General features: G+C 69.7%; 9 protein-coding genes and 1 pseudogene. 4 read left to right on the forward strand and 6 right to left on the reverse strand.

Features of this window, described 5'->3' with window-relative positions; translation table 11 throughout:
- Positions 1-122: 122 nt before the first annotated feature.
- The 3 genes from ACZ5CR_RS01850 to ACZ5CR_RS01860 all read right to left on the reverse strand — a co-directional run bounded on the left by ACZ5CR_RS01850 (position 123) and on the right by ACZ5CR_RS01860 (position 3,589).
- A complete protein-coding gene (locus ACZ5CR_RS01850; protein WP_468852565.1) occupies positions 123-905 on the reverse strand; it encodes an MHYT domain-containing protein in 783 nt (260 codons plus the stop codon).
- Between the two features lie 383 nt (positions 906-1,288).
- Positions 1,289-2,287, reverse strand: a complete 999-nt coding sequence (locus ACZ5CR_RS01855) for an RNA polymerase subunit sigma-70 (protein ID WP_468852567.1) — start codon at positions 2,285-2,287, stop codon at positions 1,289-1,291.
- A 354-nt stretch (positions 2,288-2,641) separates the two neighbouring features.
- Positions 2,642-3,589 (reverse strand): alpha/beta hydrolase family protein, encoded by a 948-nt coding sequence (locus tag ACZ5CR_RS01860; protein WP_468852569.1) that lies wholly within the window; start codon positions 3,587-3,589, stop codon positions 2,642-2,644.
- Positions 3,590-3,662: 73 nt separating this feature from the next.
- Here ACZ5CR_RS01860 and ACZ5CR_RS01865 point away from each other — a divergent pair, with 73 nt between their 5' ends.
- Entirely contained in the window at positions 3,663-4,214 is a 552-nt protein-coding gene (locus ACZ5CR_RS01865) for a helix-turn-helix domain-containing protein (RefSeq protein ID WP_468852571.1), read from the forward strand.
- Positions 4,215-4,463: 249 nt separating this feature from the next.
- Here ACZ5CR_RS01865 and ACZ5CR_RS01870 read toward each other — a convergent pair.
- Positions 4,464-5,582 (reverse strand): annotated as a pseudogene (locus tag ACZ5CR_RS01870) (pectate lyase family protein); the annotation flags it as partial.
- A 650-nt stretch (positions 5,583-6,232) separates the two neighbouring features.
- Between ACZ5CR_RS01870 and snpA the strand changes: the two are divergent.
- Entirely contained in the window at positions 6,233-6,913 is a 681-nt protein-coding gene (snpA, locus tag ACZ5CR_RS01875) for a snapalysin (RefSeq protein ID WP_468852574.1), read from the forward strand.
- A 197-nt stretch (positions 6,914-7,110) separates the two neighbouring features.
- Here the strand turns inward: snpA and ACZ5CR_RS01880 are convergent, their stop codons facing one another.
- Both ACZ5CR_RS01880 and ACZ5CR_RS01885 read right to left on the reverse strand, forming a co-directional pair.
- Entirely contained in the window at positions 7,111-9,117 is a 2,007-nt protein-coding gene (locus ACZ5CR_RS01880) for a GxGYxYP domain-containing protein (RefSeq protein ID WP_468852576.1), read from the reverse strand.
- Between the two features lie 470 nt (positions 9,118-9,587).
- Positions 9,588-10,676, reverse strand: a complete 1,089-nt coding sequence (locus ACZ5CR_RS01885; RefSeq protein ID WP_468852578.1) for an alcohol dehydrogenase catalytic domain-containing protein — start codon at positions 10,674-10,676, stop codon at positions 9,588-9,590.
- A 101-nt stretch (positions 10,677-10,777) separates the two neighbouring features.
- Between ACZ5CR_RS01885 and ACZ5CR_RS01890 the strand changes: the two genes are divergently transcribed.
- Both ACZ5CR_RS01890 and ACZ5CR_RS01895 read left to right on the forward strand, forming a co-directional pair.
- Complete coding sequence (locus ACZ5CR_RS01890; RefSeq protein WP_468852580.1) at positions 10,778-11,671, forward strand: LysR family transcriptional regulator; 894 nt, start codon at positions 10,778-10,780, stop codon at positions 11,669-11,671.
- Between the two features lie 476 nt (positions 11,672-12,147).
- Positions 12,148-12,360 carry a DUF6243 family protein gene (locus ACZ5CR_RS01895; RefSeq protein ID WP_468852583.1) on the forward strand — a complete coding sequence of 71 codons (213 nt, stop codon included), beginning with the start codon at positions 12,148-12,150 and terminating at the stop codon, positions 12,358-12,360.
- The last annotated feature ends 149 nt before the right edge of the window (positions 12,361-12,509 follow it).

Consider the following 12,509-nt stretch of genomic DNA (forward strand, 5'->3'; position numbering starts at 1 on the left):
GCAGGAGTGTGGGGGCGCGCGCAGTGCGTCGGGCCCGGGGAACGCGGGGCGCCCACGTGCGTGACGCAGCGCCTGCCGCGGCGGAGAGAGGTACGGGGCGGGCCGGGACGGCCCGGCTGCGGTCAGGCGAGCGGGAGTTCGACCTCGTGCAGCGGGCGGGCCGCGGCCTCGCTCTCGGCGCGCTCGCGCGCCGTGGGGGACAGCGCGACGAACGCACAGGTCAGGAAGAGGAAGGAGCCGAGCACCACGGCGAGCGGCAGGATGAAGGCGGTGGCGCTCGCGCCCTGCAGGGGCGCGGTGCCGGCGTGCACGTCCACCGTGACGGCGGCCATGCCCGTGTAGTGCATGCTGCTCACCGCCAGGCCCATCACGAGCGAGGCGACGGCCGCGACAGCTGGTCCCCGCACGGACAACGCGGCCCACAGGGCGGCGGAGGCGGCGGCGATCGCAATGAAGACGGAGAGCGCGACGAGCGCGGGGTCGTACGAGATCGAGCCGTTGAGCTGGACGGCGGCCATGCCGATGTAGTGCATCGCGGCGACGCCGAGTCCGGTGCCGACGCCGCCGAGCACGATGGAGCGCACCCGGGAGTTGCCGTAGCCGGCGGTGAAGACGCCCGCACCGACGACGGCGATGGCGACGACCAGGCTGAGCAGGGTCAGCGGGATGTCGTAGCGGATCGCGGTGCCGTCGACGGTGTAGCCGAGCATCGCGATGAAGTGCATGGTCCAGATGCCGGCGCCGATGGCGACGGAGGCGCTGATCAGCCAGTTCCTCTTGGACCGCCCCCCGGCTGCCAGAGCGCGCACGGTGCAGCGCAGTCCCAGCGCGGCGCCGACGACGGCCATGGCGTACGACAGGACCGGAGTGGCCCAGCCTCCTGCCATGTGGTGCATGTGACCCACGGGATTCCTCTCACTTGATGTGTCGGCCCCCCGGCGACCCGGGACGCTAGCACGCAGTGGATCTCCCGCCAGGGGGCACGAAAACGCCTTCTTGTGAGGGTTACCGAACAGTAAGGCCCGAGTTCACCGGCCGCACGCCCATAGGTCCGTCACCGATCGCGCACATGGGTGCGACTCTTGTCACGCCGCGTATCGAACCGCTTGCGACACCGGGGGCGAGACGCCCAGTTCCGGATATCCGGGACATGGCGGTGCAGTCTCCGCCCGGTGCCGCCTCGCCGCCCACCTCAAGACCGTCAGCCCCTCCGCGCCGTACGCGTCGCACCGCGGCGCCGGGATCGCCGCGGTACGCGCACCGTGCGGCGCGGGCATGTGCGCCGGGTCTACTCGGTGCCGTCTGCCGACAGGCTTTCGGGCAGCCCGAGCAGGGCGAACCGGTCGTCGTGGAAGGTGGTGATCTCGGTGATCGAACCGCCGCTGATGCGCAGAACGTCGATGGTCAGCGGCAGGAATGCGCCCTCCGGCTCTTGCCGGTGGTAGAAGGCGAGGGCGGGCTGCCGGTTGACGGAGGTCTGGACGGCGCGCAGGTGTTTCATGCCGTCGAAGCCGCTCTCGGTCCAGTAGTTGACGACCATGTCGCGGCCGATTTGCAGGCCTGGGGTGGGCGGCATCGAGGAGCGGATGTCGTCGTGCAGTAGTGCGGCGAGCGTGTCGATGTCGGTGGCCAGGCTGGCGTCGGTGTAGCGGCGCACGATCTCGCGCGTCCCGGCGTTCTCCTGGCTGCCGGTCCAGTCCTGCCGTTCGGCGGGCAGATGCTCGCGCATGCCGGCGCGGGCGCGCTGCAGGGCGCTGTTCACGGAGTTGACGGAGTCGCCGAGGAGACCGGCGACGTCCTTGGCGGGCCAGCCGAGGACGTCCCGCAGGATCAGTACGGCCCGAGGGCGGGGTGCGAGGTGCTGGAGGGCGACCATGTAAGCCAGTTCGATGGTCTCGCGCGCGAGGGCGAGGGTCTCCGGCTCGTCGGCGCCGGCGGCGGGCAGTTCGTCGAGGAGCCGGTCGGGGTAGGGCTGCAGCCAGAGCACTTCGCCGCCGGTCGCGGGTTCCGGGCGGTGTTTGGCCAGCAGGTCCAGGCATGCGTTGGTGGCGATCCGGTAGAGCCAGGCCCTGAACGTCGAGCGCCCTTCGAAGGTCTCGCGCCGGCGCCAGGCCCGCAGGAAAGTTTCCTGCACGGTGTCCTCGGCGTCCTCGAACGAGCCGAGCATCCGGTAGCAGTGCACGTGCAGCTCCCGCCGGTGCCGCTCGGCCAGCCCGGAGAACGCCGGCTCATCGGCTTCGCCCAGCCCGCTCACGTCCTGCTCCCTCGGTCGCGTGTTGGCACTCATCACGTAGTCCCTCCGTCTGGTGGTGTCCTGTCGTACGTGTGACGGGTACGGGCGCGATAACTCATCACCAGGGTCGCTCGGCACGGTGGTGTGCCGGGTCGTGGCACGACGTCATCGTCCGCTGGGTTGTTCCAAGATGGCGTGCACGGTGAAGGGCGGGCGCGAGCCGGCCCCTCGGTGTCCGGCCTGCTCGGGCTGCCCAGCCGAATCGAATGCCGTCAATCGCCTCAGCCGTCTTACCCCCTGGGGCGTGCGCGGCTCGGGGCGCGCGACCGGGCCGCAAGCTGTATGTCGGCCGTGGCGTTCGTACGGTCCGGGCGGGGTGTGCGCCCGGACCGCCGGGGGACCGGAAGGTCAGGCAGAGGCGGACCGCCCCTCGGCGGGCGCCTCGCCGGTGGCCGCGGCCAGGTGACGGGCGAGCCACTCGGCGACGAGGTCGAGCAGGCCGGGGTCGACCGGCTCGCGCAGCAGGCGGCGGTAGGAGTTCAGAGCGGGGCGTCCGGAGTCGCGCCGCAGGATGTGGGTGAGATCGTCGACGCGGTGGGTCTCCGCGCCGCCGGGCACCAGCTGGGCGATCTCCTTCAAGTCGTCCGGGTTGACTTGGAGGTCCTTGTCGCCGGTGATGGCGAGGATCGCGGCACCGCTGACGACGAGGTCGTCGCGGGTGTCATGGACGAGCATCTCGCGCATCCAGCGGGCGTTGACCTTGGCACCGGCCACGCGCGCCACGTCCGTCCGGGTCTTCTTCACCCGGGCGAGGGCCCGGCTGCCCAGTCCCGCCAGCGGCCGGCGCAGCAGCCGGACGGGGGCGGGCATGCTCGCGACGACCGAGCGGCCCTGCCAGCGGAAGGCCTCCTCGCCCAGGTTGGCGAAGCCGGCCAGCAGCACCACGGCACGCACGTCCGTGCGGGCCGCCAGGGCCATGGCGTGCAGCGAGCCCTCACTGTGGCCGATCACGCCGATCGCGTCCGCGCGGACGTCGGCCCTGCCCGCCAAGGCGCGCACGGCCGCGGCGGCGTCCTCGCGGTTGTCGGTGAAGCCGGCGGCCCGCCAGTCGCCGGGATTGGCGCCGCTGCCGCGACGGTCGTAGCGCAGGGTGGCGATCCCCCGTGCGGCGAGGGCCTCGGCCACCGGCCGCCCCAGGTTCATCGGGAGCTTTGGACTGTTGCCGTCACGGTCCAGCGGGCCGGAGCCGTGCAGCAACAGGACGGCCGGGTGCGGGCCGGGGCCGACGGGCAGTGTCAGGGTGCCGGCCAGCGACGTCCCGTTGTCTGCGGTGACCGTCATGTCGATGTCGGGCAAGACCCCGCCTCTTTCGTTTCGCGCTCGTTCGTTCTCAAGTGCGAGAACATTATCAGATGTGAGAAAGTGAATCATGGCAACCGCGAATCTCCTCCTCCACCCGGTCCGGATGCGCATCCTCCAGACCCTGGTCGGCGCCGGTGAACTGACCACCGCGCAGCTCCGGGAACGTCTCCCGGACGTCTCACCGGCCAGCATGTACCGGCACGTCGCGACACTCACCCAGGCCGGCATCCTGGAAGTGGTCCAGGAGAGACCTGTACGCGGGACGATCGAACGCAGCTATCGGGTCCGGCAGGACAAGGCCCTCGTCGACGAGGAAGCCCGCGCCGGAATGACCAAGGACGACCACCGGCAGGCCTTCACCGTCTTCACCGGGGCGATGATGGCCGATTTCGACCGCTACCTCTCCCGCGACGACGCCGACCCCTCGCGCGAGGGCGTCCTCTACCGGCAGGGAGCGGTGTGGGCGACCCCCGAAGAATTCACCGAACTGGTGGAGGAACTGGAGGCACTGGTCGCCCGGTTCACGCGACGAGCCCCCGGAGACGAGCGCATCCGCCACATCATCAGCCTCGCCCTGGTACCCGACAGGGCAACAGGGGAGGATGGCCAGGCCCCCTGAGCTCACCGCCGACGGCATGGGACGGAGAGGCGTGAGACCCATGGCCCCCGCTGTCTGGCTCCGATCGGACCTGGCCCAGCCCGCATGACGAACTGTCCCATCGGCGCCATGAACGGGGTTCACGAACGGGTTCTGATGGCGTATGCGCCGGTGTCGCGAACCGCGGGGGTGGACGGTTGTCATGGTGGTGCCGTTCTGGTGGTACGGCGGTTTCCCGCTGCCGTACCGTCAGAACGGCCGCCGCTCTCAGCAGGTGCCGTCCGACACCTTGAGGCCCGTGCCCGCTCCCGCCGTTCTGCCCACGATGGCCGGCACACAGGCGGCGCTGTCGAGGGAGTGGGAGTAGGGGATGCTCACCGTGGTGTTGGACGTCGGATTGGGGCCTGCCGGGTTGTATTCGTCGTCGGCGGGGGACCAGGTCACCGTGTCGAAGGTGTTGCCGCTGACCTGCCAGTAGCCGGCCGCGTCGGTGTAGAAGGTGCCCAGGACGTCCTTGGAGTTCTTGAAGTAGTTGTTGTCCACCCTGGCCTTGGCTCCGGCGCGGGAGTTGATGCCGGACTCGTTCAGGCCGGTGTAGTAGTTGTTGTAGATGTGGGCCGTGCCGCCGCGGAGCAGGGGCGTGCGGGAGTCGATGTTCTCGTACTTGTTGTGGTCGTAGGTGATGTAGCTGTTGGAGACGTCGCTCTCGCTGGACCCGACGAGGCCGCCGCGCCCGGAGTTGCGCAGGATGCTGTACGACAGCGTCACGTACTGCGTGTTGTTCTTCATGTCGAAGAGGCCGTCGTAGCCCTCCGATTCCCCGCCCGAGGCCTCCAGGGTCGTGTGGTCGACCCAGACGTTGCGGACGTCGCTCTCCATGCCGATGGCGTCGCCACCGTTGGAGGTGGGGGAGCCGGACTTCTTGACGTTCTTGACGGTCACGTTCCGGACGATGATGTTGCTGGAATCGCGTATGTGGATGCCCAGTTGGTCGAAGACGGCGCCGCTGCCGACGCCGATGAGCGTGACGTTGCTGATCTGCTTGAGCTCGATCACACCGGCGGCGGTGTTGCAGCTGTCGCCCGACACCTTCGCGGTGTTGGCGTGGTTGATCGTCCCCTCCACCTCGATGGTGATCGGGGTGTCGTCGGCGGCGCGGCTGCACAGGGCCGTGTGGATCGCGGTGCCCGTCGTGGCCCGCACCGTCTTGCCGCCCGCGCCGCCGGTGGTCCCGCCGTTCTGCGTCGCGAACCCGGTGGCGCTGCCGGCCGCGGCCGCTGCCGTGGGCTGCGCCGACGCCTCCGGCAGCGTGAGCGCCGCACCAGTCGCGGCAGTGACGGCCAGCGCGGCCAGCGTGGCGTGCAGTTTTCGTGTACGTGCTCGGCTCATGGTCGGCTCCCTGTTCATCGTTGAAACCCGGGTGTCGTTGTCCCGTGTGCCGTAGTCGTCGCGGTGGCCCCGGAGGTTGCCGCCCTGTCGCCGTGGTCTTCGACGTTGCGCCGTCGGGCGGTGAGACCCTCGGTGCGGCTGTGCGGGGCAGGGCCGGGGGGGGGTGCGCCTCGTTCCCGGGTCCGGTGGACCGCGCCGCCTGTCCGCCGCGATGGCCGCTGCGTGTTCACCCCGCTGATGGGTGAGCATCGCGGTGGAGTTCCCTACGCGCAGCGGTACCGCCGGGTCCTGCCCCGTCCCCGACGGCCGCAGGGCCTCGTTCAGGTGGCCGTGCGCTCCAGCTGCCGTGCGTCGATGCCGCCACGCTCCTGGACCTCTGCGCGCGCGTCATACACCGGATCGGGCCTTTCCAGTAGGCGCAGGACCGGGCGTGTGATGTGGCAACTCCCTTATGGCGCATACCAGTTGATGCTCTGCAGCTATCGCTGAATGGTATCGGTACGAACGAGCCCGGCCTTCCCGATACTCGTCCCGACCAAAGGCCCGTACCCGCAGGGCCCCGGTCCCGGGATGCCGGGCACCCTCGTGCCCGGGGTTCCCGGCCGCCCCGGCCATCCAGGCCACCGCACATTGTGAAGGGACACACCCCCGTGAACAGATCCCGTACCAGCCTCCGTGCCATCCTGGGCGCTGCCGCTCTCGTCGGCTCGCTTGCCGTCGCTCCTTCGGCGTTCGCGGCGCCCGCGCCCGACACGGTCAAGCCCGCCTCCACGAACGCCACGTCGGCGTACGCGGGCTCCGCCGAGGAGCAGGCCGCCAACCGGCAGTTCTTCGACGCCGTCATGAAGTCGGCGCTGAAGAAGCAGGCGGCGCAGCCCGGCATCCAGGTCGTCACCGTCCGCTACCGCACGACCCGGGCGCCGAGCTTCAGCAGCCAGATAGCCCAGAGCACGCAGATCTGGAACTCTTCCGTCAGCAACGTGAAGCTCCAGCAGACCAGCTCGAGTGCCGACTTCGAGTACCGCGAGGGCAACGACTCGCGCGGCTCGTATGCCTCTACCGACGGGCGCGGCCACGGCTACATCTTCCTGGACTACCGGCAGAACCAGCAGTACAACTCCACGCGGGTGACGGCCCACGAGACGGGTCACGTGCTCGGTCTGCCCGATCACTACTCGGGCCCGTGCAGCGAGCTGATGTCCGGCGGCGGCCCCGGCACGTCCTGCACCAACGCCTACCCGAACGCGCAGGAGCGCCAGCGGGTCAACAGCCTCTGGCTCAGTGGGATCGCCACCCTGAAGGACAAGGGCCAGCTGACGAAGGTCCGCTGACCCGCACGCCACCCCCGGGCGCACTGCCGCCTACCGAAAACAGCACCCGTGCCGGCCCGGTCGCGTGCGGCGCGCTCTCCTCCTGCAGGGGTACTCATACTCAGAGGGGGAGAAGTCGCGCCGCCGCGGTCGGCGGAGGTCCGCGGACTGTCCGTGCGCCGGTACGACGGTGCGATTCACCCCCTGAAGCGGTCCGTTCACGCGCTCAGATTCATCAACGCGAAGAACACGTCACCGCGGACCACCTCGAAGGGTGCATCGAGCAGTTCGGCCAGCTCCGCGATGTCGCTCGGTGACCAGCTCCAGGCGTTGATCGCGGCGGCGATGAACATGGGCTTCGACTCGTCCCTGCCTTCGATGTGACGGAGCAGTCCGTCGCGGAACTCCTCGCCCTTTCCTTGCGGGTAGAAGTTGCCGATCACCGGAAGCCCGGCCGGCCTGATCTGCAGGTCGCCTGTCTCCCAGGACTGGATGATCCCGCGCAATGGGGTGTTCTTCCGGTACGAGCCCACGACGCGCTCATCGAAGGGGAGCCAGCCGTCGTTCGCGGAGTTGCGGGGGTTGTAGGCGTAGGCCAGGTCCATGCCGGTGCGGCGCAGGAACCGGCCGGAGAGTTCCGTGTACGCGTCCAGGGCCTTGTCGGGCCAGGATCCGGGGTAGGTGTATCCGGCGCCGGAGGGGCCGCAGATGAGCAGATCGTTGTTGGTGGCGGTCTTCTGGTAGTAGGCGAGGAGGGCGGGGCCGATGTCGGCGAGCAGCGGGCTGACCGTCCAGTTGACGGGAACGCTGCCGCGCTCGGGGTCGTCCCAGATGTCCCGCATCCGGCGCTGGCAGTACTGCACGTTGTCACCCTCGCCGACGGTGAGCGTGAGGTACACGCGGTTGCGCAGCCCGGCCTTCGGGCGGCGTCGGACCTTGTCGGAGACCTTCGCGGGGACGCCCGCGTGGACGGTGCCGTTCATGTAGAAGTCAGCGGGCACGACCTCGATCCCGTGCTGCGAGGCGCGGTCCACGCCGCCCCACTCACCTGCGACGTCGTTGGAGAACCAGCCGGTGTACGGGGTGGTGGGCCCGAGCCGGGCGAACGTCTCGTCCAGCAGTTTCCCGGTCTCGCCGGACGGCGGCAGCCACAGCACCATGGCTTTGCTGGCCACCACGTAGTCCCGGAAATAGGGGAAGGGCTCGACGCGGGTGGGTGCGGTGCCCGTGGCGGTGACCAGGTACTGGTTCCACAGGTCGACCTCGATCACCAGGTGCTGTGTTCCGGCGGGCGGGGTGAAGCGGTAGACGAAGTAGCCTCCACCGTCGCTGAATCGATTGGAACGGTCGCCGAGTGAGGAGTTGAGACCGTCGAAGAGGTGAGGCTTCTCGGCGTCCGTGCCGGGAGTGAACGAGGCGACCTCCTTGCCGTCCGCCTTGACCACGACGGAGGCGACGGACGCGCCCCACCCGTCGTCTGCGAAAGAGTCCTGGAAACGTACGTAGACATCGCTGTTGCCGCCCATTTCCGGGCTCAGGTCGAAGGTGCGCACCTGCCGGTTGGACACATCGCGGATGCGCTCGGTCTCGCGTGCCACCTCCCGCCATCTCACGTTGTCGACGGCCACGGTCCGCGTGGGCGGCAGACCGGCGAGCAAGGCGTGGCTGCACTGCGGGAAGAGGTGGCCGAGTTGCCAGCGGTAGGTGGCCAGCACATCGTCGGCGTCGAACCGGCCGCGCAGATCCACGAGAGTCGTCAGGCCGTACGTGTGCGCCTGCTCGGCGGTGGCGGCGACGGCGTTTCTGAGGCCGGCGAGTGTGGTGGCGATGTTGACCGAGTCGGGCACGTCCGGGTCGACAAGGATCGCGCCGCGCACCTGCTTGCGGTAGCGGCGGACCAGGTCGAGGGCGTCGTCGTGACGGGTGACGGCTGCGCCGGTGGCGGGGAGCCACCGCAGGTCGACCTCGCTCTTGTCGAAGTTGAAGTAGAGGCGTGGCTCACGCCGGTTGACGACGCCCTGGAGAGTTGTCAACAGCAGTTGGTCGTGGCCGTCCAGCGTGCTGACGTCGGCGACATCGAGACGGGTGGGGCGGCCGAAGGACGGCAGGAGACGGGCCGCGGCGCCGGACTCGACGGCACCGGCCTGCTGCTGCGACGTCAGGCCCAGCCCCCCGCTCGCGAGGGCCGCGCCGCCTGCTTGCAGGAGGATTCTTCGTGACACCATCGACGATCACTGCTCCTCAAAGCCGACCAGAACGTCTGACATCGTTGTCAATCGGTGAAGTTAAGCGGCGTGACGGGGAGTTGTCCATGGGGCGGACAGACAATTCTGCGCCCGAGGGTGCGTCAGCTCACGGGCGGACGCTACCGGGGGAGGGGCGCGCGAGGAGGGGCGAAGTACGCCAAGGCGAACGGCTGATCACGATGGAGTGGATGCGTTGACGGGTTCACCGAGGTCCACTCCATCCGTCGAGGCGTCAACTCCTTTCGACGGGGTGACTACGTAAGCGGAACGTTGCGACGCCTTCCTCACCGAGGTCGACACTGGGAGCTTCGCCAGGAAGCAGTACCCGGCCGAACCCGCCCGAGCCCCGATTGGCTTCGTTCACGTCAAACAGCAGCAGCATGGCCGCCTGTGCTCGTAAGTATGGCGGTCGTTCGGATGGTGCGGATGGTGCGGATCAGCGGGCCTTGTCAGCAAGCCGGTGGGGTGAGGCTGGTTCGGTCGAACGGGCCACCGTGCGCGGCGGCGTACGCGATGGCGTCGTTGACGGCATCGAGGCTGAACGACCGGACTCGTTCGGGGGCGAGATCCAGAGTGCCCGCGGTGAGGAGCCGGATGATGCCGACATTGGCTGTGCGTGGGTACATCCACTGCCCGCGCACGGTGATCGAGTTGCGCATGATCCATGGGTACGGGAGTGCGAGGTCGTCGCCACCGAGCATGCCGACGCCGCCCATGAGGACGACGCGGCCGTACTCGCGCACGGTCATGGCCGCCGCGCGCGAGGCCGAGCTGGGTGCGCTCGGCGGGAGCAGGTCGATCGTCATGTCGATCGGGCCGTCGGCCGCCGCGGACATCGCCGCGCGGTCGGTGGCCTCGTCCCCGGTCAGCGGGACCGGGCGCAGACGCGGACCGAACCGGTCGGCGAGGAGGTCGAGCGCGGCCTGGTTGCGGCCCAGGGCGACCACGCGGCCCGCTCCCATCGCGAGCGCGAGCGCGACCGCGCTGCTGCCGAGGTTGCCGGTGGCCCCGCTGACGAGCAGCGTCTCGCCGGCGGCGAGCCCGCCTGCCAGCAGTCCGCCGTAGGAGATGGCGTGCACGGTGAGCGCGGCCCAGCGGGCCGGATCCTCCCCGGCCGCGGCCGGCAGCGGAAAGACGTTCTCCGTCGGGACCCGCATGAGCTCGGCGAACGAACCGTCGTGCATGTACTCGGCGAGCCGCGCGCCGCCCTCGCCACGCGAACTCCAGCCCTGGAGCGTGATGTCGGGCGTCAGGGCGTCGTCCCGCGAGCGCACCGTCGAGTCGCACCACACCAGGTCGCCGACCCGCAGACGGGTGGCGTCAGGGCCGACGTGGACGATCCGCCCCACGCCGCCGACACCGGGCACGACAGGAGGGACAAGGGGGTACTTCCGTTTGCCGCTGAAGACTTCGGCCGCGTAGGGCGCCACGCTGGCGGCGAGGACCTCGACCACCACCTCACCGCTACCGGCCTCGGGGTCGGGCACCTCCCGCACCGCGAGTGGGGCGCCGAACTGCGTCAGAACTGCTGCTCGCACGTGATGACCTCCGTGTTTGTCCGTGCTCGTGGGGGCGACACTAGGAGCTGGGCGAGCATGCGGGAAGCGACGATCTAGCATTCGTGGTATGCGTATGCCGCATGGACATCTCCAGCACGGGACTGCGGGTCTTGCGGCAGATCGCCGAGTCCGGCAGCTTCACCGCGGCGGCCACCCGACTCGGCTACACGCAGTCGGCCGTCTCACGCCAGGCCGCCGCCCTCGAACACAGCGCCGGCACCACCCTGTTCGAACGCCGCCCAGACGGGGTGCGGCTCACTCCCTCCGGCTTGACCCTGCTGCGGCACGCCCACACGATCCTCGCCTCGCTCGCAGCGGCCGAGCGTGAACTCACCGGCACCGTCCCGCGGACCGAACTGGTGCGGCTCGGGGCAGTCCCGAGCGCGGGCGCGGCGATCCTGCCCGCCGCACTCGCACACCTCGCGAAGGCCGCCCCGCAGATCACGGTCACCACCCGCGAGAGCACCACGCCCGCCCTGATCCGGGCCCTGCGCGCGGGCTCGCTCGACCTGACAGTGCTGACATCCCGTCCACCCCACCGGCCCTTCGACAGTGAGTTGCCGCGCCTGCACCTCGAGACCGTCGCGGACACCGAACTGGTCGTGGCCGTGTCCTCGACCGGAGACTTCGCCGGACGCACCACCGTGCACGTTGACGAACTGGTCGACGCCGCATGGATCGCCACCCCGTCGTCGAACTCCGAGCCGCTGCTCGGCGTCTGGCCCGGCCTGCCCGGACGGCCGAGCGTCATCCACTCCGCGCGCGACTGGCTGACCAAGCTCCAGTTGGTCGCCGGCGGCTTCGGCGTGACCACGGTGCCGTCCGGGCTCTCACCGATGCTGCCGCCCGGGGTGAGCGTGCTGCGCGTTGACGGCGCACCCCCCGAAATTCGCCGGGTGCTCGTGGCACGCCTCTGCGGCCACCCCACCCCGGCGATCACGGCCGTCACCCAAGCGATCACTTCGACCGCCTGAACCGCCGCCGAGGCCGCACACATCGCGTGTACCGCTTTCCTCCGGTTGGTGCCCTGCGGGCACCGACTTCCCTGGGCCGAAGCGGCCCTGGAATCGCAGACTGAAGACCGCACCGGCGCCACGCGCTTCCTTCCGCGAGAACACCGGCGGCGGGCCCGGCGGCCCGGCACGCGCCGCTCGATCGATCGTCACCGCGGTCACCGCCCGTAGCCCGCCCCACCGGCTCCTGGCGGTGCTGGGATTCTGGGAAGGAATCGGCTGGCCCCGGGGCACGGTCGAAGGCCCGGCCGATCCCGGGGCGGCGATAATTTGGTGTGCGGGGCTCATGGAACCGGGTAACGTCTGGGGCATGTTCTTCCAGACGCCGATTTACGAGTGAGGCGTGATGGGCGCCTGCTGACGTCCTACGACGACGCCGCGCCTGTCCCCTCTGCCGATGAATCCGTAGATCACTTCACATCAATCCGGGAGAACCCGTGAGCAAGAACATCAACAACCCCGTGGGCATGGGCGGCGGCAAGCGCAAGAAGCTGTCCCGCGCCGAACGGCAGAACAACGGTCCGCACCGCAACCTCGACCGCCAGGGTGCCGCCGACCAGAAGGCGGAACTGGTGCGCAAGATGCGCGAGAAGACAGGCGCAGCCCAGGGCGCCGAGCAGACGAGCGACGACACCACAGCACAGAGCTGATACATCGCCGCCACAGGCGACACTGCACGGGGCAGGGCCGGGGGGGGGGGGGGGGGGGGGGGGGGGGGGGGGGGGTCCTTCCCCCCCGCCACCCCTTTTTTTTTTTTTTTCTTTCTAACCACCCCTCTCTTGGGTTCCGTTTGTGGTTT

It is taken from the genome of Streptomyces sp. NPDC031274 (genome assembly GCF_055570235.1).

Excerpts from the sequence above, each read along its gene's own strand:
- ACZ5CR_RS01855 (WP_468852567.1), bottom strand. The coding sequence starts at position 2,287 with ATGAGTGCCAACACGCGACCGAGGGAGCAGGACGTGAGCGGGCTGGGC.
- ACZ5CR_RS01865 (WP_468852571.1), top strand. The coding sequence starts at position 3,663 with ATGGCAACCGCGAATCTCCTCCTCCACCCGGTCCGGATGCGCATCCTC.
- ACZ5CR_RS01880 (WP_468852576.1), bottom strand. The coding sequence starts at position 9,117 with ATGGTGTCACGAAGAATCCTCCTGCAAGCAGGCGGCGCGGCCCTCGCG.
- ACZ5CR_RS01890 (WP_468852580.1), top strand. The coding sequence starts at position 10,778 with ATGGACATCTCCAGCACGGGACTGCGGGTCTTGCGGCAGATCGCCGAG.